The sequence below is a fragment of the Micromonospora sp. URMC 103 genome, from assembly GCF_051386435.1.
Taxonomy (GTDB): Bacteria; Actinomycetota; Actinomycetes; order Mycobacteriales; family Micromonosporaceae; genus Micromonospora.
The window spans coordinates 987,496-1,008,355 of the sequence record NZ_JBPQTR010000005.1 but is presented as its reverse complement, the minus strand read 5'-3'; the positions used below and the strand labels follow the sequence as shown (position 1 = coordinate 1,008,355).

Sequence of the window (20,860 nt, the reverse complement as noted above, 5' to 3'; positions counted from 1 at the left end):
CAACGCCTGTCGCTCCGCCCACAACCTATCTTCCTAGGATGCTATACGCGACGTGCGCCCGCGCACCTCGTTTGCGGCAGAACGCGCCGGGCACGCACAAGGCAAACACCGCAATGGGGCGAGGAGGCACGATGAGCTTCACCGACAAGGCGAAGAACAAGATGGAGCAGATGAGCGGTGCCGCGAAGGAGCGCATCGGCGACCTGACGAACAACGAGCGCATGCGCGCCGAGGGCGCCACGCAGCAGAGCGAGGCGCGCGCGAAGGAGGGCGCCAAGGACCTGGGCCAGGGCGCGCGCGACACGTTCCGGGGTTGACCGGTCGGGCGGCGGCCCGGGGGCTCACAGCCCCGGGCCGCCGCTTCGCGTCCGCGGTCGGTGGCCGCCCGGGCTAGTCTCGCGGGCGTGACGGTCCTGCGGTCCCTCGTGCTGTTCGCCCTGGCCGCGCTCGCCGAGATCGGCGGGGCGTGGTTGGTCTGGCAGGGCTGGCGGGAGCACCGGGGGCTGTGGTGGATCGCCGCCGGCGTGGTCGCGCTCGGCGTCTACGGCTTCGTCGCGACGTTCCAGCCGGACGCGCACTTCGGCCGGATCCTCGCCGCGTACGGCGGCGTGTTCGTGGCCGGCTCGCTGGGGTGGGCGGTGCTGGTGGACGGGTTCCGGCCGGACCGGTGGGACCTCACGGGCGCCGCCCTCTGCCTGCTCGGCGTCGGCGTGATCATGTACGCCCCGCGCTGACCGGGCGGTCATGCCCCGTGTGCGGATGGCCGTCGACGAGCAGCATCGCGGTGAGCAGGACGATCACGACGGCCAGGTGCGGCGCGGCGCCGACCGTGGCGCCGAGTGGGGTGGTGGCCAGCACGAGGGCAGCGGTCACGAGCCGGCTGGGGCGCCCTCCGGTGCGGAGGACCCGGCGGCTGTCGGCGATGGCGAGCAGGAACAGGGCGACGCCGCCGGAGAGGGCGAGGGCGTTGGCCCAGCCGGCCGGGTCGGCGGGGTGGCTGACGACGGCGTGCAGGCCGGTGGCGGTCGCGATGACGCCGAGCAGCAGCACGAAGTGGGCGACGATGTAGACGCGGGCGGCGTACCGGCTGCGGGTGCCCTGGTCGGCGCGGTCGAGGGAGGCTTCGTCGGGTCCGGTGTCGGTGAAGTAGGTCCACCAGAGGGCGGCGGGCAGGGCGAGGGCCATCACGACGGCGAAGGCGGTGCCGTAGCCGAGGTGGTCGTGCGGTGCGCCCATGCCGATGGAGACGACGGTCTCGCCGAACGTGACGATGACGAGCAGGCTGTGCCGTTCGACGAAGTGGGCGGGGCGGATGTGGAAGTGTGCGGCCGCGCCCAGCCAGGAGTGGCCGGGCAGCAGGTACGGCAGGGCGGTCTGGGTGAAGACGGCGGCGGCCCAGAGTGCGGGTACGGCGGGTCCGGTGAGCAGGCCGGCGGCGATGACGAGCAGGGCGGCGCCGAGATTGTAGGGGGCGAGGCGCCGGACGGCGGCGCGTGCGGTGCTGTGGCTGAACAGGCCGAGGTGGACGGTCACGACGATCAGGTAGCCGATGCCGAAGAGCAGGCCGCTGCCGGTGAAGGCGTCGGGGATGGCGACGGAGGTGAGCAGGAACCCGGCCATGCCGGCGAAGAGCAGGAGTTTGCGGGTGGGGTTGCGGGGTGGGACGTGGTTGGTGAGCCACGCGTAGCCGGAGTAGAGGTACCAGAGCAGGCCGAAGATCAGGACGACGCGGCCGAGCCCGATCCAGCGAAGGTCGTCTTCGAGGAGGGCGACGAGTTGGGTGATGGTGAGGACGAAGACGAGGTCGAAGAAGACCTCGACGGGGGTGACCCGGTCGGCGGTGTCGGGGGCGGGTGGCCGTCGGTCCATGTCGGTGGAGGGTAGCGGCCGGCCGGGTGGGGCCGGTGGGGTCCGTGACGGCGTCACCCCCGGGAAGGGCACCTTCCCGGGGGCGACGGGCGTTGTCGTGTCAGTCGTCCTGGTGTGCGGTCCACCAGCGCTGTCCGGCGTCGGGCAGGGTGTCGATGGGGTCGTAGTAGGCGTACCGCTTGTTGAGTGCCTCCAGGTCGGCGGATTCGATGGAGGTGCGGTAGTTCTTGGTCCAGTAGGAGATGCCGCGTTCGCGGTCGTACTCGGTGAGCATGTGCACCCAGCGCTTGCCGACGAAGGGGACGTCGCAGACGATCCGCGGGGTGGCGTAGCCGGGCAGGTAGCCCATGATGTCGTGCTGGAGCTGTTGGGCGTGCCAGACGGGGACCCGCCAGTGTTCGGCGTTGGGGATCATGTCGCACATGTAGAAGTAGTACGGCAGGATGCCGGCTTCGCCCTGGAGGGCGAAGCAGAGGTCGAGCAGGTCGGTGCTGGTGGCGTTGACGCCGCGCATGAGCACGCCCTGGTTGCGGACGTCGCGGACGCCGACGTCGAGGGCGGTCTGGGCGGCGCGGGCGACCAGTGGGGTGAGTGACTGGGCGTGGTTGACGTGGGTGTGGATGGCGAGGTTGACGCCGCGGCGGGCGGCGGTGCGGGCGACGCGTTCGAGGCCTTCGACGACGTCGGGCTGGAGCCAGTGCTGGGGTAGTCCCATGAGGGCCTTGGTGGCGAGCCGGATGTCGCGGATGGTTTCGATCTCGAGCAGGCGCATGAGGTAGGACTCGAGGTTGCGCCAGGGGACGTTGGCGACGTCGCCGCCGGAGACGACGACGTCGCGGACGCCGGGGTGGGCCTTGAGGTAGGTGATGTGGGCGTCGTAGCGGTCGACGGGTTTGAGGGTGAGTTTGAGCTTGTCGACCGCGGGGGTGGAGTTGCCGACGAGGTCCATGCGGGTGCAGTGGCCGCAGTACTGCGGGCAGGTGGAGAGCAGTTCGGCGAGGACCTTGGTGGGGTAGCGGTGGGTGAGGCCTTCGGCGACCCACATGTCGTGCTCGTGGAGTGAGTCGCGGCTGGCGTAGGGGTGGGAGGGCCAGTCGGTGCGCCGGTCGGAGGCGACGGGGATCATGTAGCGCCGGATGGGGTCGGCGAGGAACGCCTCGGTGCTCATGGGCGCGAACGGGACCATGGTGTTGAGCATCTGGGGCGGCACGAGCATCGACATGGTGGCGTGTGCGGCCTGGTCGGTGGCGAGGTCGTCGTAGAAGGTCTCGTCGACGAGATCGCCGAGGACGGCGCGCAGTTGCTTGATGTTCTTGACGCAGTTGACCCGTTGCCACTGGGCGGATTCCCACTGGTCCCGGGTGACGTGGCGCCAGCCCGGGAAGCGGGTCCAGTCGGGTTCGACGAGTGGGGCGCGGCGGTATTCGTAGGGCTGCCCGGCGGTGGGTGCCGCGGTGGGGGTGGGGCGGGCGACGGGGATGGTCTCCACCGGTTGGGTCTGGGTCACGGCCCCTCCTCGTGGTGCGGGTGGTCAGCGGCCCGAAGGCTACTGGAAATTATCCGGTGAAGAAATTAGTCTGCCGGAAGTTTTCCCGCTACGCGAGCCTTGATCGGGGCTTCGGGCGGCTGGACAGGGGAGGTCGGCGTGACGTCACCGGTGGGTCTGCACCGCGTCGTGGAACCGGTGGGGGTGCTGCCGCAGGCGGCCTGGCGGCTGGACGCGAGCCCCGAGATCGCCGCGAACGAGGTGCGGATCCGGGTGGAGCGGCTGAACCTGGACGCGGCGAGCTTCCGGCAGCTGTGGGAGAAGCACGGCGGCGACGGGGACGCGGTGCGCGCCGAGGTGCGGGAGATCGTCTCGACGCGGGGGAAGATGCAGAACCCGGTGACCGGGTCGGGCGGCATGCTGATCGGCACGGTGGAGGAGGCCGGGCGGCGGTCGCCGCTGGGGCTGAAGCCGGGGGAGCGGGTCGCGACGCTGGTGTCGTTGACGCTCACCCCGTTGGTGATCACCGACGGGTTGGCGCGGTGGGACGGGCGCAGCGAGCAGGTGCCGTGCGACGGGTACGCGATCCTGTTCGCCCGGTCGATCGCGGCGGTGCTGCCGGCGGACGAGGATCCGCAGCTGTCCCTCGCGGTGTTGGACGTGTGCGGGGCGCCGGCGCTGACGGCGCGGGTGGTGTCACGCTACGTCGCCGACCGGGCGCGCGAGGGGGATTCCCGGCCGGTGACGGTGGCGGTGATCGGCGGCGCGGGTAAGAGCGGGTCGCTGTCCCTGGCGGCGGCGCGGCGGGCGGGCGCGGCACGTACCGTGGGCGTGGTTCCGGTGGAGTCGGAGCGGGACGCGCTGGCGGCGGCCGGTCTGGCGGACGTGGTGGCGTTGGCCGACGCGCGGGATCCGGTGGCGGTGTCGACGGCGGTGACCACGGCGCTGGGGGTGCCGGCGGACGTGACGGTGGTGTGCGTGGACGTGCCGGGCTGCGAGCACGGGGCGATCCTGGGCACCGCGGACGGCGGCACGGTGGTCTTCTTCTCGATGGCGACGAGCTTCGCGGGGGCGGCGCTGGGCGCGGAGGGCCTGGCGGCGGACGTGACGATGCTGGTGGGCAACGGGTACGTGCCGGGTCACGCGGAGCTGGCGTTGGGGTTGCTGCGGGCGGAGCCGGGGGTCCGTCGGCTGTTCGAGTCCCGGTTGGCGGCAGACTGATTCTCATGACGAACCCCTCGACGTTGTACCGCGGCGGAGTGCTGCACTGCCCCGCCGACCCGAACGCGACCGCGTTGCTGGTTTCCGGTGGGCGGATCACCTGGTTGGGGGTGGACGCGGACGCGCCCGCCGCGGACCGGGTGGTGGACCTTGCCGGCGCGTTGGTGACGCCGGCGTTCGTGGACGCGCATGTGCACGCCACGGACACCGGGTTGGCGCTGTCGGGGCTGGACGTGTCGGGGGTGCGGTCGGCGGGGGAGCTGCTGGACGCGGTGGCCGGGTTCGCGGCGGGGTTGCCGGCGGACGCGGTGGTGCTGGGGCACGGGTGGGACGAGTCGACCTGGGCGGCGCCCGAGTTGCCGGACGCGGACGCGGTGGGGCGGGCGGCCGGGGGCCGGCGGGTGTACCTGTCGCAGGCGTCGATCCATTCGGCGCTGGTGTCGCGGGCGTTGCTGGCGGCGGCGCCGGAGGTGGTGGCCGCGGCGGGGTACGACACGTCGGGGTGGCTGCGGCGGGACGCGCACCACGTGGTGCGGGCGGCGGCGTTCGGGTCGGTGACGCGGGCGCAGCGGGTGGCGGCGCAGCGGGCGGCGTTGGCGCACGCGGCGTCGCTGGGCATCGCGGCGGTGCACGAGTGCGGCGGGCCGGAGATCTCCGACGAGGAGGACTTCACGGGTCTGCTGGGCATCTCGGGGGCGGGCCTGCCGGAGGTGTACGGGTACTGGGGTGAGCTGGGTGGCGCGGCCCGGGCCCGGGAGCTGGGTGCGGTGGGCGCCGGTGGGGACCTGTTCGCCGACGGGGCGTTGGGGTCGCGGACGGCGCACGTGTCGCAGCCGTACTCCGACGGGGAGGCGGGGGCGTGCGGGCACGGGTACGTGACCGCGGAGCAGGTGCGTGACCATCTGGTGGGCTGCGCGGCGCACGGAATGCAGGGCGGGTTCCACGCGATCGGTGACGCGGCGATCGGCACGGTGCTGGACGGGTTCGCGCAGGCGGCGCGGGAGCTGGGTGTGGACCGGTTGCGGGCGGCGCGGCACCGCGTCGAGCACGCGGAAATCATGAGCAAGCGGTTGATCGCCGGGTTCGTGGAGTACGGGATCGTGGCGAGCATGCAGCCGGCGTTCGACCGGTTGTGGGGTGGCGCGGGCCGGATGTACGAGTCGCGGCTGGGTCTGGACCGGTCGTTGGCGTCGAACCCGATGGGCGCCATGCACGGTGTCGGGGTGGCGTTGGCGTTCGGGTCGGACTCGCCGGTGACGCCGCTGGACCCGTGGGGGTCGGTGCGGGCCGCGGCGGCGCACCACAACCCGGTGCAGCGGATGAGTGTGCGGGCGGCGTTCGCGGCGCACACGCGTGGCGGGTGGCGGGCCGTGCACCTGGACAACGAGGGGGTCCTGGCGTTGGGGGCGCCGGCGACGTTCGCGGTGTGGGAGACGCCGGCGGGTGTGGACCGGGGGCTGCCGGTGCTGCTGGCCGAGGATCCGGAGGCGCGGGGGCCGGAGGATCCGACGCCGTTGCCGGTGTGCCGGCGCACGGTGCTGCGCGGGAACGTGATCTACGAGGAAGGGTCTTCGTGACAGGAAAGCTTGACCTGGATCCGGCGCTGGTGGCGCGGGCGCGGGAGTTGGCGCGCCGCGCCGGGCAGCCGGTGGTGGACCTGGCCCGTAGTCACACGACGGTGTCGGTGGAGCGGGCGGTGCTGCGGTTGGCCGGTGTGGCGGGCGCGGACCCGGACGGTATCCCGTGGGTGAACCGGCTCGTGGACGCGGTGGTCGCGGACGTGGGGCTGGGGCACGGGGTGGCGGCCGCGGTGTTCGACGCCCTCGCCCGGGAGCAGATCACCGACGTGACGTTGCTGGCGCAGAAGGCGGCGGCCGGGTCGGTGCGGTTCAGCCAGCCCACCGGAAAGGCGGCCACGGCCGCCCGCCGCGCGGCCCGGAAGGCGGTCGCCGCGGGGGTGCGGCAGATCGACCGGCGGCGCGCCGAGCGGGAGCGCCTCGTCAAGCGGTACGGGGATCCGGCGCAGCGGCCGTGGATCTACCTGATCGTGGCGACGGGTGACATCTACGAGGACATCCCGCAGGCGCAGGCCGCGGCGCGGGCCGGCGCGGACGTGATCGCGGTGATCCGGTCGACGGGGCAGTCGCTGCTGGACTACGTGCCGGAGGGCGCGACGCGGGAGGGGTTCGCGGGCACGTACGCGACGCAGGAGAACTTCCGGTTGATGCGGGCGGCGTTGGACGCCTCGTCGCGGGAGCTGGGCCGGTACGTGCGGCTCACGAACTACGCGTCCGGGTTGTGCATGCCGGAGATGGCGACCCTCGCGGGTCTGGAGCGGCTGGACATGATGCTCAACGACTCGATGTACGGGATCCTGTTCCGCGACATCAACCCGATCCGCACGTTCGTGGACCAGCGGTTCTCCCGGCAGGTGCACGCGCGGGCCGGGATCATCATCAACACCGGGGAGGACAACTACCTCACCACCGCCGACGCGGTGGAGGAGGCGCACACGGTGACGGTGTCGCAGCTGCTCAACGAGTTCTTCGCCCACGAGGCGGGGTTGGCGGACTGGCAGTTGGGGCTGGGGCACGCGTTCGAGATCAACCCGGATCTGCCGGAGTCGTTCCGGCTGGAGTTGGCGCACGCGTTGTTGGCGCGGGAGCTGTTCCCGGACGCGCCGCTGAAGTGGATGCCGCCGACGAAGCACATGACGGGGGACGTGTTCCGGGGCAACCTGCTCGACGGGTTCTTCAACCTGGCGGGCACCATGACCGGTCAGGGGATCCTGCTGGTGGGGATGATGACCGAGGCGGTGGTGACGCCGTGGTTGTCCGACCGGGACATCGCCCTGCAGAACGTGCGGTACGTGCTGGGCGCCGCGGGTGGGTTGCACGAGGACTTCGTGCCGGCGCCGGGCGGGTTCATCCAGCGGCGCGCGAACCAGGTCCTCGGTGAGGCCGTGGAGCTGCTGGAACGCATCGGTGACCAGTCGCTGCTCACGGCGATCGCGGAGGGGACGTTCGGCATCATGAAGCGGCCCGCCGACCGGGGGAAGGGCCTCGACGGGGTGGCGGAGCACGAGGGCGACTACTACAACCCGGCCACGGACCTGCTGGAGCGGGCGGCATGACGGAGAAGAAGATCGTCCGGCCGTACGGGGACACCACCGGTGACGGCATGGTGCAGGTGTCGTTCACGCTGCCGGTGCCGCACGACAAGCGGGCCGAGGGCGCGGCGGTGCAGTTGGCCGCGAAGATGGGCATCGACCCGGCGATGCTGGTGCACGCGAAGCAGATGGGCGACGGCTACACGTTCTTCGTGGTGTACGGGCGGGTGAACCACCTGGTGGACCTGTCGGCGGTGCAGGTGGTGGAGCGTGACTTCCCGCTGCTGTCGGCGAAGGAGGTCAACGCCCTGGTGAAGCAGAGGATGCGGCGGAAGCTGTCGGTGGTGGGGGCGTGCATCGGCACGGACGCGCACACCGTCGGCATCGACGCGATCCTCAACGTGAAGGGCATCGCCGGGGAGAAGGGCTTGGAGTACTACCGGGAGTTGAAGGTCACCAACCTGGGCGCGCAGGTCAGCGTCCCGGAGCTGGTCGAGGCGGCCCGGCGGGAGAAGGCCGACGCGGTCCTCGTGTCCCAGGTCGTGACGCAACGCGACGCGCACCTGCACAACACCCGGGAGATGTCGGCCGCGTTCCGGGAGGCGATGCCCGCCGGGCGGCGGCCGCTGCTCATCGTCGGCGGTCCCCGCTTCGACGAGACGATGACCGACGAGTTGGGCGTCGACCGGATCTTCGGCCGTGGCACCACCCCCGGCGAGGTGGCGAGCTACCTCGTGCACGCCCTCATCACGAACAGGAAGGCGAAGGCCGCATGAGCGATCCGCGGGTCGGGTTGACCGTCACCCACCGCCGGTACGTGCCGTACTCCCACGCCCACTACGCGGGGAACCTGGTCGACGGGGCGTACGCGTTGGGTCTGTTCGGTGACGTCGCCACCGAGGTGTGCATCCGCACGGACGGTGACGAGGGGCTGTTCGCGTCGTACGCCGACGTGCAGTTCAAGGCCCCCATGAAGGCCGGTGACGTGCTGGAGGTGACGGCCACCGTCACCCGGGTCGGCACCCGCAGCCGCACCATCGACTTCGCCGCCCACGTGGTGTGCCGGGGCCGCCCCGACAGGAGCGAATCCGCTGCCGAGGTCCTCGCCGAGCCGATCGTGGCGGTCACCGCCACCGGCACGGTGGTCGTTCCGCCGCCGGCGTGAACCTCGCCGTCTGCGCCGACGTCGGGTCGACGTACACGAAGGTGGCGGTCGTCGACCTCGACGGCGGCGGGCTGGTCGCGGCGGCCGCGGCGCCCACGACGGTCGGGACGGACGTGCTGCGCGGCCTCGACGCGGCGGTGGCGGCGGCCACGGCGGGGCTGCCGGCCGGGGACGCGCCGTGGTACGTGTGCTCGTCGGCCGGTGGTGGGTTGCGGCTGGCGGTGGTCGGCTACGAGCGGCTCGTCACCGCGCAGGCGGGCCGGCGGGTGGGTCTGTCCGCCGGCGCGGACGTGGTGCACGTGGCCGCGGGCCGGTTGGGCGCCGCGGACCTGGCCGCGTTGCGGGCGGCCCGGCCGGACGTGGTGCTGCTCGTCGGCGGCACGGACGGCGGGGACGCCGACACGCTGACGCACAACGCGACGCGGCTGGCGCGGGCGCGGTGGCGGGTGCCGGTGGTGCTGGCCGGGAACGTCGACGTGCGCGACGAGCTGGCCGGGCTGCTGGCCGGGGCCGGGGTGCCGGTGACGGTGGCCGACAACGTGCTGCCCCGCATCGGGGTGCTGGCGCCGGCGTCGGCGCGGGCCGCGATCCGGGAGGTGTTCCTGCGGCACGTCATCGGGGGCAAGCGGCTGTCGCGGGGCGGCCGGTTCGCGCGGCTGGTGCGGGCGGCCACCCCGGACGCGGTGCTGACCGGTGTGGAGGTCCTCGCCGACGAGGTGGGCGGTGACCTGGCGGTGGTGGACGTCGGTGGGGCGACCACCGACGTGTACTCGGTGCTCACCCCGGACGAGCGGGCCGCCGGGCCGGGCCGGGAGGTGGCCGGCACGCTGTGGCGCGCCCGCACCGTCGAGGGGGACCTGGGCATGCGGTGGAGCGCGCCGGGCGTGGTGCGGGCCGCGGCGGAGGAGCGGCTGCTCGCCCCCGGTGAGCAGGAGGACCTGGCGCGGGCGGCCGCGGTGCGGGCGGCCGAGCCGGGGTTCCTACCCGACGGTGCGGCCGAGCAGGCCGTGGAGCGGCGGATCGCGGAGCTGGCCGCCACGGTGGCGCTGCGCCGACACGCCCGCGGCGGCGCCACCGGTGAGCGGGGCGGCCGGGACCTGCGGGACGTGCGGCTCGTCGTGGGCTCGGGTGGGGTGCTGCGGCACGCGCCGCCGGGTCACGCGGCGCAGGTCCTCGCCGCCGTCCTGGCCGACCACGCGGGCGGGTGGCCGCTGCCGCGGGCGGCGCGGGCCGTCGTCGACGTCGAGTACGTGTTGGCGGCCGGTGGGCTGCTCGCGCAGGAGCATCCGGGGGCGGCGGGGACGCTGCTGCGTCGTCACCTGACCACGGATTGACACCTGTCGGGGCGACACGCCGTGGTGCGACACGCGACAGGCCGGGGGCGGGTTGACAGGCCCCGGGGGGCAGCACGTACCGTCTTTGAGTCCTACTACGGGAAGCGGCTGTTGTTCGCTTCGTCCCTTCGTCCGCTGGCCGAGCGACACGTGATTTCGTCGCGGCGGCCAGGTCCAGCGGGCGGGGGTCGGCGGGGCGGCGCGAACCGGCCGCGGTAACCGGTGTACGGGCAGGGTGAGGTGCACGGCCAGTAGACAACGGCCGGGCGGGGGCAGCCAGTCCGCGTCAGGTCGGTCCGAAGGTCGGCGTGCCGCATCCTCGCCCCACCGGCCGGGGAGGGCCTGGGAGCATCGGGGCGCGGCGCGAGCCGCGCCCCGATTTTCGTGTCCGCCGGTCAGCGGCCGCGGGGGCGGGCCCGCACGTGCAGGCGTTCGCCCTGCGGGCCGAACAGGGTGATCAGCTCGACGGTGTCGGGGCCGGGGTTGAACAGCCCGTGCGGCACCCGCGTGTCGAACTCGGCGACCTCGCCCGGGGTGAGGGTGAGGTTGTGGTCGCCGAGCAGCAGTTGCAGCCGCCCGGACAGCACGTACAGCCACTCGTAGCCCTCGTGGGTCTGCTGTTGGCCCGGCCCGCCGTGGGGGGTGTTCGGGGGCAGGATCTGCTTGAACGCCTGCAGGCCGCCAGGGCGGCGGGTCAGCGGCAGGAACGTCACGCCGTGGTGCACGATCGGGCGGGCCCGCACCCGTGGGTCGCCGACCTCGGGGGCGCCGACCAGTTCGTCGAGGGGCACCTGGTGGGCGCGGGCCAGCGGCAGCAGCAGCTCCAGGGTGGGGCGGCGCCCGCCGGACTCGAGCCGGGACAGGGTGCTCACCGAGATGCCGGTGGCTTCGGCGAGCTGGCTCAGGGTGGTGCCACGCTGTTTGCGCAACGCCCGCAGCCGCGGGCCGACCGCGGCGAGCACCACCGCCTCGTCGTTTGCCATAGCGGCAACAATACTTGTCGCCCCAGCGTGTGGGGTGGAGCGTGGGCGGCGAACGGAGACGACCCAGGGGGTGGCAGGTGGACGACAGGTACGACGTGGTGGTGGTCGGCGGCGGCGCGGCCGGGCTGGCGGGGGCGCTCGCCCTGGCCCGGGCGCGGCGCTCGGTGCTCGTGGTGGACGCCGGGGAGCCCCGCAACGCCCCGGCCGCGCACGTGCACAACTACCTCTCCCGGGAGGGCACCGCGCCGGGGGAGCTGCTCGCCGCCGGGCGGGCCGAGGTGACCGGCTACGGCGGGCAGGTCGTCACCGGCCGCGTCGAGGCGGCCGCCCGCGACGGCGGCGACTTCACGCTCACCCTCGACGGCGGGCGTACGGTGCGGGCGCGGCGGCTGCTGGTCGCCACCGGGCTCGTCGACGAGTTGCCCGACGTGCCCGGGCTGGCGCAGCGGTGGGGCCGCGACGTGCTGCACTGCCCGTACTGCCACGGCTGGGAGGTGCGCGACCGGCGGATCGGGGTGCTCGCCACCGGGCCGACGGGGGTGCACCAGGCGCAGATGTGGCGGCAGTGGAGCCCCCACGTGCTGCTGCTGCACCACGGCGCGCCGCCGCTGACCGCCGACGAGGCCGAGCAGCTCGCCGCCCGGGAGATTCCCGTGGTCGACGGCCCGGTCGCCGACCTCGTGGTCGAAGGGGACGCGATCACCGGCGTCCGCCTCGCCGACGGTGAGGTCGTCGCGTTGGACGCCGTGGTGGTGGCGTCGCGCACCACGGCCCGCGCGGAGTTCCTCGCCGGGCTCGGCCTCACGCCCGTCGACGTGGAGATCGGCGGGCACGTCGTCGGCACCCAGATCCCCGCCGACGCGACCGGCGCCACCGACGTGCCGGGCGTGTGGGTGGCCGGGAACGTCGCCAACGTCCTCGCCCAGGTCATCGTCTCGGCCGCCGGCGGCCTCGCCGCCGGGGCGGCCATCAACGCCGACCTCATCGCCGAGGACACCCGCGAGGCCGTGCACGCCCGCCGCCACCAGGTCGCCACCATGTTCACCGAGGAGGCGTGGGAGGAGCGTTACTCCGCGCGTCCCTCCGTGTGGAGCGGAAGACCCAACCCGCAGCTCGTCGCCGAGGCCGCCGCCCTGACGCCCGGCCGGGCCCTGGACGTGGGCAGCGGTGAGGGCGCCGACGCGGTGTGGCTCGCGCAGCGGGGCTGGCAGGTCAGCGGCGTGGACATCTCCCGCACCGCGCTGAAGCGGGCCGCCGGCCACGCCGAAGCCGCCGGCGTGGCCGCCCGGATCGACTGGGTCCACGCCGACCTGCGCGAACAGCCGCCCGCCGAGGCCGCGTACGACCTGGTGAGCGCCCAGTTCATGCACCTGCCCGCCGACGAGCGGCGGGAGCTGTTCGCCCGGCTGGCCGCCGCGGTAGCCCCGGGCGGCACCCTGCTGATCGTCGGGCACCACCCGCGGGACCTGCGCACCGCGGCGCACCGGATGCACATGCCGGAGATGATGTACACCGCCGACGACGTCGCCGCGCAGCTCGACCCCGCCCGGTGGGAGATCGTCGCGGCGCAGGAACGGCCCCGGCCGGCCGTCGACCCGGAGGGGCGGGACATGACCGTCCACGACGCGGTGCTCGTCGCCCGCCGCCGGCCCTGACGGCACACCCGGCCGCCCGCGCCCGCGGGCGGCCGGGGCCGCCGGCCGGGTAGCCTTCACCCCCGTGATCGTGGTGAACCACCGGTGACGGCCGTCGACCGGGACGAGACGCGCGCCGACGCGGCGGAGCCGCGCCCGGCCGCCGCAGTGCGCCCGCTGCCGCTGCGCGTGGCGGCGCCGATGGCCGTCGCCGCGGGGCTGGCCCTGCTGGCGGCGTTCCCCCCGTACGGGGTGTGGCCGCTGGCGCCGGCCGGCGTGGCGCTGCTGGCCGCGGCGGCCCACCGGCGGCGGCTGCGCGCCGGCGCCGGCCTCGGCTTCCTCGCCGGCGTGGCGTTCTTCACCCCGCTGCTGGCCTGGACGAACCTGCACACCGGCTACCTGCCGTGGGTGCTGCTGTCCCTGCTGCAGGCCGGCTACCTGGCGCTGCTCGGCGCCGCCACCGCCTGGGTGTCCCCGCTGGCCGACCGGGCCCGCTGGTGCTGGGCGCCGCTGACCGGGCTGCTCTGGGTGGGGCAGGAGGCGCTGCGGGACCGGACCCCGTTCGGCGGGTTCCCGTGGGGGCGGCTCGCGTTCAGCCAGGGCGACTCGCCGCTGCTGCGGCTCGCGGCGCTCGGCGGCGCCCCGCTCGTGACGTTCGCCGTCGCGGTGGCCGGCGGGCTGCTCGTGGCGGCCGGGTGGCGGCGGTGGGACGCCGGCGCGTGGCGGAACCCACGCTGGTGGCGACCCGTGGCCGGGCTGACCGCCGGGGCGGTGCTGCTGTGCGCGGCGGGGCTGCTGATGCCCGTGGGACGCGCGGGAGGCGGCGCCACGGCCACCGTGGCCATCGTCCAGGGCAACGTCCCGCGGCTCGGCCTGGACTTCAACGCCCAACGGCAGGCGGTGCTCAACAACCACGTCGACGCGACCCTCGACCTGGCCGCCCGGGTGGCCGCCGGCGCCCAGCCCCACCCGGACCTGGTGGTGTGGCCGGAGAACGCCAGCGACATCGACCCGCTGCGCAACCCGACCGCCGGGGCGCGGATCTCCGAGGCCGCCGACACCATCGGCGCGCCCATCCTCGTGGGCGCGGTGCTGTCCGGGCCGGGCGTCGGGCAGGTCCGCAACGCCGGCATCCTGTGGCGCCCCGGCGCCGGCCCCGACCTCGACCAGCTGTACACGAAGCGGCACCCCGTGCCGTTCGCCGAGTACGTCCCGCTGCGCGACCTGGCCCGCATGGTCAGCAAGCAGGTCGACCTGGTGCGCGCCGACTTCGTGCCCGGCACCACCCCCGGCGTGGTACGCGCGGGGCCCGTGGTGCTCGGCGACGTGATCTGCTTCGAGGTGGCCTACGACGAGGTGGTGCGCGACACCGTCACCGGCGGCGCGCAGCTGCTCGTCGTCCAGACCAACAACGCCACGTTCGACGTGGCCGAGGCCCGCCAGCAACTGGCCATGGTGCGGCTGCGGGCGGTGGAGCACGGCCGGCCGGCGTTGATGGCCTCCACGGTCGGTGTGTCCGGGTTCGTGGCCCCGGACGGGCGGGTAAGCGACGCCACCGGGTTCAACACCCGCGAGGTGGTGGTGCGGCAGCTGCACCTGGCCGACGGGCGCACCCTCGCCACCCGGGTGGGCCTGTGGCCCGAGGCGGTGTTGGCCGGCCTGGCCGTGGCCGCCCTGGCCGCGGCGGCGGTCCTGCGCCGCCGGCAGCGCGTCGCGCCCGCATAGGACCAGCCGGTACGCCGGCGGGAGCGGAGGGGGACCGTGAACGAGGCGACCGACCCGACCCGGCGGGCCGCGGGCGTGCGCGGCGTCGGCCGGGTGCTGGTGGTGATCCCCACCTACAACGAAGCCGACAACGTCAGCGAGATCGTCGACCGCGTACGGCGGGCCGCCCCCGCCGTGGAGGTGCTCGTCGCCGACGACAACAGCCCCGACGGCACCGGCGCGATCGCCGACGCGCTCGCCGGCACCGACCCGCGGGTGCACGTCCTGCACCGCGAGGGCAAGCAGGGCCTCGGCGCCGCGTACCTGGCCGGGTTCGCGTGGGCGCGGGAGCGCGGCTACGACGCGGTCGTGGAGATGGACGCCGACGGCTCGCACGCCCCGGAGGACCTGCCCGCGCTGCTGGACGCCGCCCGCGACGCCGACGTGGTGATCGGGTCGCGGTGGACCAGGGGCGCGCAGGTGGTGAACTGGCCGCTGCGCCGCCTGGCGCTGTCGCGCTGCGGCAACCTGTACGCGCGGCTCGCCCTCGGCATGCCCGTCTCCGACGCGACCGGTGGCTACCGGGTCTACCGGCGCAGCGCCCTGGACGCCATGGACCTGGCCTCGGTGTGCTCGCAGGGCTACTCGTTCCAGGTGGAGCTGTCCAGGCTGGCCCACCGGGCCGGAATGCGTATCGCCGAGGTGCCGATCACGTTCGCCGAGCGGGAGCGCGGCGACAGCAAGATGAGCCCGCTCATCGTGGCCGAGGCGCTGTGGCGGATCACGACGTGGGCGGTGGCCGACCGGCGGCAGGCGATCCGGCGCGGCCTGCACGGCACCCCCAACGGTCAGGTGCGGTGGCCCTGAGCGCCACCGTGTCATGCTGGACGGGGGGCGACGGTGGCGCCGCCGGCGCCACGGCCGACCGGATGAGGTGAGATGCGCCGAGGACTGAGGTTCGTACCGCTGGCCCTGCTGGTCACGGTGGTGCTGGAGCTTGCCGTGTTCGTCCTCGTGGGGCGGGCCGTCGGGTTCGGCGCCGCGCTGCTGCTGGTGTTCGCGGTGTCGCTGCTGGGGCTGGTGCTCCTGCGGCGTGAGGGAATGCGGGCGTGGCGGGGCTTCCGCGCCGCCGCGCAGGCCGGTCAGCCGCCGGGACGGCAGGTGACCGACGGGCTCGTGGGGCTGCTGGGGGCGCTGCTGCTGGCGGTGCCCGGGCTGGTGACCGGCGTGGTCGGGCTGCTGCTCATGGTGCCGCCGGTGCGCGCCCTGGCCCGCGCCGCGGCGCAGCGGGCCGCCGAGCGCCGGGTGTCGTCGATGGTCGCCGGTGACCTGTTCGGGCCGCGCCGGGTCCGGGTGCGCCGGGGCGCGCCGCAAACCGCCCCGCCGCCGCAGGCCGAGGAGCCGGTCGTGGTCGACGGGGGCCGCGCGATCGAGGGTGAGATCGTCGACCGCTGAGCGTGGACACGACGGCGCCCCGGGGAGTTATCCCCGGGGCGCCGTGTCGTCGGTGTGGTCAGGCCCGGCCGCGGCGGGTGCGGACCTCCTGCAGCCGCTCGGCCAGGATGTCCTCCAGCTCCGCGATCGAGCGACGCTCGAGCAGCATGTCCCAGTGGGTACGCGGCGGCTTGGCCTTCTTCTGCTCCGGCTCGCTGCCGTCGACCAGCCGGGCGACGCTGCCGTCGAACTTGCACTCCCAGGTCGTCGGGACCTCGGCGTCGACGGCGAACGGCACCTCGAACTGGTGGCCCTTGGCGCACAGGTACTCGCGGGTCTGGCGTGGCGCGAGCTCGGTGTTGCGGTCGGATTCGTAGCTCACCGCGCCCAGGCGGCTTCCGCGCAGCATACGCTCGCCCATGATCGACTTCCCCTCGTTCGTGGTGCTGGTCTACTCGTGTAACGGTTGGTGCCCGCCGGGTCATTCCCGCCCTGGGGCGCGTGCCGCCCACGGCCGGAGCCTGACCAAGGGTAGCCGGCCGTCCCAGCGGCCCGGCGCGGTCACCCGCGGCCGGACGCGACGGTGAAGGTGTCTCGACTGTCCCGGCGATGTTAACCGCCCCGAGGTCGCCGAGGTTGCGCCCGCCCGGCGCACCGGCCCCGTCCGTTCACGCTGTGGAGCTGCGCCGTTTCGGGGCACGCGGCCGTACGGGTGCCGGTGCCTGTCGAGCTGCCCCGTTTCTGGGGCACGCGGTTCACCGCCGGGGTTCACCGGACGCCGGTGGTGACAACCGCCGCCCCATCCCTGGGGCAGCTCGACAGCGCGCCAGGCGATGGAGCGCGCTGGCCGGCGAGCGGTCGAACATCCCGGAGGCGTCAGGCCGCCGGGGTGGGCGGCAACGGCAGCGGCAGCCCGGGCAGGCCGTCGATGCTCGTGGCCACGTGGTCCTTCTTGTCGAAGTAGGCGCTCAGGGAGGCGTCGTCCTCACGGGCGAACCGCTTGCCGTGCAGGTCACGGTCGGCCTCGTACCGCATGAACGGCACGGCGTAGCCGCAGGTGTCGCGGATCAGATCCGCCCGCACCACGATGATCGCCCGCAGCCCGTGCAGGCTCGGGTCGATGTCCGGGAAGTGGCCGATCAGCTCCCGCCAGCGCGGATCGTCACGGAAGACCGGCTCACCGCGGCCGTGCACCCGGACGATGTTCGGTGGGCCCTGGAACGCGCACCACATGAGCGTGATCCGGCCGTTCTCGCGCAGGTGGGCGACGGTCTCGGCGTTGCTGCCCGCGAAGTCCAGGTACGCGACGGTCTGCTCGTCGAGCACCGCCCACGACCCGCGCAGCCCCTTGGGGGACAGGTTGATGGTGCCGTCGCCGGCCAGCGGCGCGGTGGCGGTGAAGAACAGCGGCTGCTCCTCGATGAAGGCCCGAAGCCGGCCCTCGATGCGTTCGTGTGTCTTTCCCACCCGGTCATCCTTCCCGTCGCCGCCTTCCGGAGTCGCCCCGCCCGGCCACCGTCCCAGCGTCCGGATCGGCGGCGGCGCGTCTCACCCCACCGCCACGTCGGCGCCGGCGCCCGCCGCGGGGGTGGTGCCGAGCCGCGCCAGGGCCGCGGCCAGGTCGCTCACCTGGCCGGCGAGCTGGGCGACCCGCTGCTGGGCGGCGTCCCGGTCGGCCTCCGCGGCGTGCAGGCGTACGGTCAGCTCGGAGAGCCGGCCCTCGACGGTGGCCGCGGCCCGACGGGCGGTGTCCAGCTCGGCGGCCAGGGCGTCGCGCCTCGCGGCGGCGCCGGCCAGCTCGGTCCGCAGGTGCTCGGCCGCCACGACGGCCTCCTGGCGCGCGGCCTCCGCCTGACGCCCGGCGGCCTCGGCGCGCTCCCGCGCCCGGTCGGCCTGCTCCCGGGCGCGCACGGCGTCGGCGGCGCCGGCCCGGGCGCGGGCGGTGTCGGTGCGGGCCTGCTCGATCTGCCGGCGCACGTCCTCGACCTCGGCCCGCCACCGCTCGGCACGGTCGACCGCCTCGGTCGCGTCGCGCACGGCCCGTTCGGCGTCGGCCCGCGCGGCGTCCCGCTCGGCGGTGACCTCGGTGGCCCGGCGCCGTTCGGCGTCGCGCTCCGCCCGCACGGTACGCAGCTCCTGCCGTGCCGCGTCACGATCCCGCTCGGCCTGCACCCGCAGCGCGTCCGCGGCCGTGGCGGCGCGGGACGCCTCGTCCCGGGCCACCTCGGCCTCGGCGGCCCGGCCGGCGTCGAGAGCGGCCTGCTCCGCGGCGTGGTGGGCGGCCTGGCGGGCGGCGTCCCGCTCGGCGAGCGCCGCCCGCGCCTGCTCGCGCGCCGCCGCGGCGGCCGCCGCCGCGTCCTCGGCGTCGCGGCGCGCCTCGTCCCGTTCGGTCTGCGCCGCCGCCACCGCGGTGGCCGCCTCGGCGCGGGCCTGCGCGAGCTGCCGCTCCACCCCCACCGGGGACAGTTCGGCGTGCAGCGCCTCGGTCAGCGTCTCGACGATCTGGTCGAGCCGGTCCACCGCCTCCCAGGTGCGCGCCACCTGACCGGGCAGGCCGGGGGCGTTGCGGTGCCGCATCCGGCTGTTGCGGGACGCGCGCTGGCAGGCGCCGTCGTTGTCGCGGCAGTACCGGAAGGGCCGGCCCGCGCCGACGCGTTGCGGCACCGGCCGACCACAGTGGGCGCAGGGACGGGTGTCGGCGGGGGTGGGGTCGGCGTCCATCGAGGCCGAAGTCTAGTGCGGCGGCCGGAGCCGCCCGCGGAGCCGACTCAGGGCACGGCCACCGCTGCGCGGGACCGGTCGGCCGCGATGCGCACCGCGAGGGCGCCCAGCACGGTGCCCATCACCCAGCGCTGCACCCGCAACCAGGCCGGCCGGCGGGCGAAGAACGAGGCCAACGTGCCGGCGGTGAGGACGATCAGCCCGTTGACCGTCAGCGCGATGCTGATCTGCGTCAGCCCGAGCACGAGGCTCTGGGCGGCCACGTGACCACGCTGCGGGTCGAGGAACTGCGGCAGCAGCGACACGTACAGGATGGCGATCTTCGGGTTGAGCAGGTTCGTCACGAGGCCCATGGTGAACAGCCGCCAGGGCCGCTCCGGTGGCAGCGGCGCCGGCGTGAACGGTGACGCCCCGCCCGGGCGCAGCGTCCGCCACGCCAGCCAGAGCAGGTACGCGGCGCCGGCCAGCTTCACCGCCGTGTAGAGCGCCGGCACCAGCACGAACACGGTGGCCAGCCCGGCGACCGCGGCCACCAGGTAGACCCCGAAGCCGGCGGCGACCCCGAGCAGCGAGACGAACCCGGCCCGCCGCCCCTGCGTCACCGACCGGGAGACCAGGTACACCATGTTCGGGCCGGGCGTGAGCACCAGCCCGACCGCCACCACGGCGATGCCCACCAGCGCGCCCGTACCGACCACGATCGCCTCCCACCGTTGTTGATCACCTCGACCGTACGGCCGCGCCCGCCGCCGGCCGAGAGCCAACCGGCGCACGGTGGACCGCGGGCCCCGGCGCCGGTGGGAATGCCCCTGGCCGGCTGGGCGCTGTGCGTACCGGCGAGGCGCCGACGGTCGGCGCGTTACCGTGTGTGGCGGGGAGGTGTCGAGTGACGAGCATGTGGGAAGCGGCCGTGGAGGCGCAGATCCGCTCCGCACAGGAACGCGGCGAGTTCGACAACCTGCCGGGCGCGGGCAAGCCGATCCCCGGCCGGAACCTGCCGTACGACGAGTCGTGGTGGATCAAGAGCTTCATGGAGCGGGAGAAGCTGCCCAGCGACCTGCTGCTCCCGACGCCGCTGCAGCTGCGCCGCCGGGTGGAGCGGGTGCCGGACGAGGTGCGTGACCTGCCCAACGAGGCCGCCGTCCGCGCCTTCTGTGCCCTGCTCAACAACGAGATCCTGGCCTGGCTGCGCCTGCCGACCGGCCCGCGGGTCGTCGTGCGGCCCGTCAACGTTGACGAGGTCGTCCGCCGCTGGCGCGACGAGCGCCGAGCCGCGGCAGCAGCGCCACCCGCCCCGGCGGCTGAGCCCGACGCGGGCACGCCCCGGCGGGTGTGGCTGCCGTGGCGCCGCCGTTCCGCGGCCTGACCCGACGCGCCCCGGTGCGGCAGACTGACGTCGTGTCGATCATCCTCTCCGCCCCGGCGACCGTATCCGCGCCGGAGCTGCTCCTGCGCCCCTGGCGGGACGACGACCGGGACGCGCTGCTGGCGGCCTACCGGGATCCGGTGCTGCGGCGGTGGACCAGGATCCCGGTGACCACCCCGGCGGACGCCCGCGACTGGCTGGACCGGGCGCGCCGGGAGTGGCGCGACGGCAGCCGGCTCAGCTTCGCCGTGCACGAGCCGGACGCCGACGGCGGGCACCGGCTCGTGGCGAACGTGGTGCTCAAGCGGGTCGCGCCGGGACGGCCGGACGCCGAGGTGGGCTACTGGACGGCCGCGCCGGCGCGCGGGCGGGGCGTCGCGGGCCGGGCGGTGGACGCCGTGAGCCGCTGGGCGTTCGCCCGGTTCGGGCCGTCCGGCCTCACCCGGCTGGAGCTGCTGCACCAGATCGACAACCCGGCCTCCTGCCGGGTGGCCGAGAAGTCCGGTTTCCGTTTCGTGGAGGTGCTGCCGGCCCGGCCGCCGTTCCCGCGGGACGGGCACCGCCACGTACGCCTCGCGGAGCCCGTTCGCTGAGAGGCGCGGGATTGCCGTCGCAGCGGCGGCTCGGTGGTTGTTATGGTTGGCGTGGCGAGATGATCAGACCAGGGAGGTCGGACATGGCAGGTGACGACGACATCTCCGGGTGACACCGGACATGTTCGGCCGCTGGCCGGCGCGGGTTCGCGCCGCCGCCGGGGCCGTGCCGTCGTTTCCTCGACCCTGTCTTCCGCCGGGCGGCGCCGCGGCGCGCCCGCCATCATTCTCCGAGGTCTGT

At 74.6% G+C, this 20,860-nt stretch carries 21 protein-coding genes; 14 read left to right on the top strand and 7 right to left on the bottom strand.

The features are described 5' to 3' along the window. The first annotated feature begins 131 nt into the window (after positions 1-131). Positions 132-317 (top strand): CsbD family protein, encoded by a 186-nt coding sequence (locus ACSNOA_RS17705; protein WP_436659677.1) that lies wholly within the window; start codon positions 132-134, stop codon positions 315-317. An 87-nt stretch (positions 318-404) separates the two neighbouring features. After that, a complete protein-coding gene (locus tag ACSNOA_RS17700; protein ID WP_436659675.1) occupies positions 405-734 on the top strand; it encodes a YnfA family protein in 330 nt (109 codons plus the stop codon). Here ACSNOA_RS17700 and ACSNOA_RS17695 read toward each other — a convergent pair. Both ACSNOA_RS17695 and ACSNOA_RS17690 read right to left on the bottom strand, forming a co-directional pair. Continuing rightward, positions 715-1,869 (bottom strand): low temperature requirement protein A, encoded by a 1,155-nt coding sequence (locus tag ACSNOA_RS17695; RefSeq protein ID WP_436659673.1) that lies wholly within the window; start codon positions 1,867-1,869, stop codon positions 715-717. The two genes, ACSNOA_RS17700 and ACSNOA_RS17695, sit on opposite strands and share 20 nt — an antisense overlap. A 100-nt stretch (positions 1,870-1,969) precedes the next feature. After that, on the bottom strand, positions 1,970-3,376 hold the full coding sequence (locus ACSNOA_RS17690; RefSeq protein WP_436659671.1) for a KamA family radical SAM protein: 1,407 nt from the start codon (positions 3,374-3,376) through the stop codon (positions 1,970-1,972). A 150-nt stretch (positions 3,377-3,526) separates the two neighbouring features. Here ACSNOA_RS17690 and ACSNOA_RS17685 point away from each other — a divergent pair, with 150 nt between their 5' ends. Genes ACSNOA_RS17685 through ACSNOA_RS17660 form a run of 6 tightly spaced genes read left to right on the top strand, consistent with a single transcriptional unit; the run spans position 3,527 to position 10,184 of the window. Next, positions 3,527-4,576, top strand: coding sequence for a zinc-binding alcohol dehydrogenase (locus ACSNOA_RS17685; protein WP_436662345.1), 1,050 nt, complete (start codon positions 3,527-3,529; stop codon positions 4,574-4,576). Positions 4,577-4,581: 5 nt separating this feature from the next. Beyond that, positions 4,582-6,153 carry an amidohydrolase gene (locus ACSNOA_RS17680; protein WP_436659669.1) on the top strand — a complete coding sequence of 524 codons (1,572 nt, stop codon included), beginning with the start codon at positions 4,582-4,584 and terminating at the stop codon, positions 6,151-6,153. After that, positions 6,150-7,709, top strand: coding sequence for a lysine 5,6-aminomutase subunit alpha (locus ACSNOA_RS17675; protein WP_436659667.1), 1,560 nt, complete (start codon positions 6,150-6,152; stop codon positions 7,707-7,709). Before ACSNOA_RS17680 ends, ACSNOA_RS17675 begins: the two co-directional genes overlap by 4 nt. After that, on the top strand, positions 7,706-8,461 hold the full coding sequence (locus ACSNOA_RS17670; protein ID WP_436659665.1) for an OAM dimerization domain-containing protein: 756 nt from the start codon (positions 7,706-7,708) through the stop codon (positions 8,459-8,461). The genes ACSNOA_RS17675 and ACSNOA_RS17670 overlap by 4 nt, the downstream gene beginning before the upstream one ends. Further along, positions 8,458-8,850, top strand: a complete 393-nt coding sequence (locus tag ACSNOA_RS17665; protein ID WP_436659663.1) for a hotdog domain-containing protein — start codon at positions 8,458-8,460, stop codon at positions 8,848-8,850. Before ACSNOA_RS17670 ends, ACSNOA_RS17665 begins: the two co-directional genes overlap by 4 nt. Then, complete coding sequence (locus ACSNOA_RS17660; protein WP_436659661.1) at positions 8,847-10,184, top strand: glutamate mutase L; 1,338 nt, start codon at positions 8,847-8,849, stop codon at positions 10,182-10,184. Before ACSNOA_RS17665 ends, ACSNOA_RS17660 begins: the two co-directional genes overlap by 4 nt. A gap of 395 nt (positions 10,185-10,579) precedes the next feature. Here the strand turns inward: ACSNOA_RS17660 and ACSNOA_RS17655 are convergent, their stop codons facing one another. Next, entirely contained in the window at positions 10,580-11,167 is a 588-nt protein-coding gene (locus ACSNOA_RS17655; protein WP_436659659.1) for a helix-turn-helix domain-containing protein, read from the bottom strand. 77 nt (positions 11,168-11,244) lie between these two features. Between ACSNOA_RS17655 and ACSNOA_RS17650 the strand changes: the two genes are divergently transcribed. The 4 genes from ACSNOA_RS17650 to ACSNOA_RS17635 all read left to right on the top strand — a co-directional run bounded on the left by ACSNOA_RS17650 (position 11,245) and on the right by ACSNOA_RS17635 (position 15,960). Then, positions 11,245-12,822, top strand: coding sequence for an FAD-dependent oxidoreductase (locus tag ACSNOA_RS17650; RefSeq protein WP_436659657.1), 1,578 nt, complete (start codon positions 11,245-11,247; stop codon positions 12,820-12,822). A 180-nt stretch (positions 12,823-13,002) separates the two neighbouring features. Further along, positions 13,003-14,526, top strand: a complete 1,524-nt coding sequence (lnt, locus tag ACSNOA_RS17645) for an apolipoprotein N-acyltransferase (protein ID WP_436662343.1) — start codon at positions 13,003-13,005, stop codon at positions 14,524-14,526. A gap of 36 nt (positions 14,527-14,562) precedes the next feature. Next, complete coding sequence (locus ACSNOA_RS17640) at positions 14,563-15,372, top strand: polyprenol monophosphomannose synthase (protein ID WP_436659655.1); 810 nt, start codon at positions 14,563-14,565, stop codon at positions 15,370-15,372. A 72-nt stretch (positions 15,373-15,444) separates the two neighbouring features. Further along, on the top strand, positions 15,445-15,960 hold the full coding sequence (locus ACSNOA_RS17635; RefSeq protein ID WP_436659653.1) for an FxsA family protein: 516 nt from the start codon (positions 15,445-15,447) through the stop codon (positions 15,958-15,960). Between the two features lie 58 nt (positions 15,961-16,018). Here ACSNOA_RS17635 and ACSNOA_RS17630 read toward each other — a convergent pair whose 3' ends face one another. From ACSNOA_RS17630 to ACSNOA_RS17615, 4 genes are all read right to left on the bottom strand, one after another. Further along, positions 16,019-16,360 carry an RNA polymerase-binding protein RbpA gene (locus tag ACSNOA_RS17630; RefSeq protein WP_046564157.1) on the bottom strand — a complete coding sequence of 114 codons (342 nt, stop codon included), beginning with the start codon at positions 16,358-16,360 and terminating at the stop codon, positions 16,019-16,021. A 455-nt stretch (positions 16,361-16,815) separates the two neighbouring features. Beyond that, positions 16,816-17,406, bottom strand: coding sequence for a pyridoxamine 5'-phosphate oxidase family protein (locus ACSNOA_RS17625; protein ID WP_436659649.1), 591 nt, complete (start codon positions 17,404-17,406; stop codon positions 16,816-16,818). 81 nt (positions 17,407-17,487) lie between these two features. Continuing rightward, positions 17,488-18,660 (bottom strand): hypothetical protein, encoded by a 1,173-nt coding sequence (locus ACSNOA_RS17620; RefSeq protein WP_436659647.1) that lies wholly within the window; start codon positions 18,658-18,660, stop codon positions 17,488-17,490. A 47-nt stretch (positions 18,661-18,707) separates the two neighbouring features. After that, positions 18,708-19,358, bottom strand: coding sequence for a LysE family translocator (locus ACSNOA_RS17615; protein WP_436659645.1), 651 nt, complete (start codon positions 19,356-19,358; stop codon positions 18,708-18,710). A gap of 197 nt (positions 19,359-19,555) precedes the next feature. Between ACSNOA_RS17615 and ACSNOA_RS17610 the strand changes: the two genes are divergently transcribed. Both ACSNOA_RS17610 and ACSNOA_RS17605 read left to right on the top strand, forming a co-directional pair. Next, positions 19,556-20,026 (top strand): DUF1992 domain-containing protein, encoded by a 471-nt coding sequence (locus ACSNOA_RS17610; RefSeq protein WP_436662341.1) that lies wholly within the window; start codon positions 19,556-19,558, stop codon positions 20,024-20,026. Positions 20,027-20,058: 32 nt separating this feature from the next. Further along, positions 20,059-20,619 (top strand): GNAT family N-acetyltransferase, encoded by a 561-nt coding sequence (locus ACSNOA_RS17605; RefSeq protein ID WP_436659643.1) that lies wholly within the window; start codon positions 20,059-20,061, stop codon positions 20,617-20,619. The last annotated feature ends 241 nt before the right edge of the window (positions 20,620-20,860 follow it).

What these genes read in the sequence shown, in the direction of transcription:
- ACSNOA_RS17705 (WP_436659677.1), top strand. Translation starts at nt 132, where the DNA reads ATGAGCTTCACCGACAAGGCGAAGAACAAGATGGAGCAGATGAGCGGT.
- ACSNOA_RS17695 (WP_436659673.1), bottom strand. Translation starts at nt 1,869, where the DNA reads ATGGACCGACGGCCACCCGCCCCCGACACCGCCGACCGGGTCACCCCC.
- ACSNOA_RS17680 (WP_436659669.1), top strand. Translation starts at nt 4,582, where the DNA reads ATGACGAACCCCTCGACGTTGTACCGCGGCGGAGTGCTGCACTGCCCC.
- ACSNOA_RS17670 (WP_436659665.1), top strand. Translation starts at nt 7,706, where the DNA reads ATGACGGAGAAGAAGATCGTCCGGCCGTACGGGGACACCACCGGTGAC.
- ACSNOA_RS17665 (WP_436659663.1), top strand. Translation starts at nt 8,458, where the DNA reads ATGAGCGATCCGCGGGTCGGGTTGACCGTCACCCACCGCCGGTACGTG.
- ACSNOA_RS17655 (WP_436659659.1), bottom strand. Translation starts at nt 11,167, where the DNA reads ATGGCAAACGACGAGGCGGTGGTGCTCGCCGCGGTCGGCCCGCGGCTG.
- lnt (WP_436662343.1), top strand. Translation starts at nt 13,003, where the DNA reads ATGGCCGTCGCCGCGGGGCTGGCCCTGCTGGCGGCGTTCCCCCCGTAC.
- ACSNOA_RS17635 (WP_436659653.1), top strand. Translation starts at nt 15,445, where the DNA reads ATGCGCCGAGGACTGAGGTTCGTACCGCTGGCCCTGCTGGTCACGGTG.
- ACSNOA_RS17630 (WP_046564157.1), bottom strand. Translation starts at nt 16,360, where the DNA reads ATGGGCGAGCGTATGCTGCGCGGAAGCCGCCTGGGCGCGGTGAGCTAC.
- ACSNOA_RS17620 (WP_436659647.1), bottom strand. Translation starts at nt 18,660, where the DNA reads ATGGACGCCGACCCCACCCCCGCCGACACCCGTCCCTGCGCCCACTGT.
- ACSNOA_RS17610 (WP_436662341.1), top strand. Translation starts at nt 19,556, where the DNA reads ATGTGGGAAGCGGCCGTGGAGGCGCAGATCCGCTCCGCACAGGAACGC.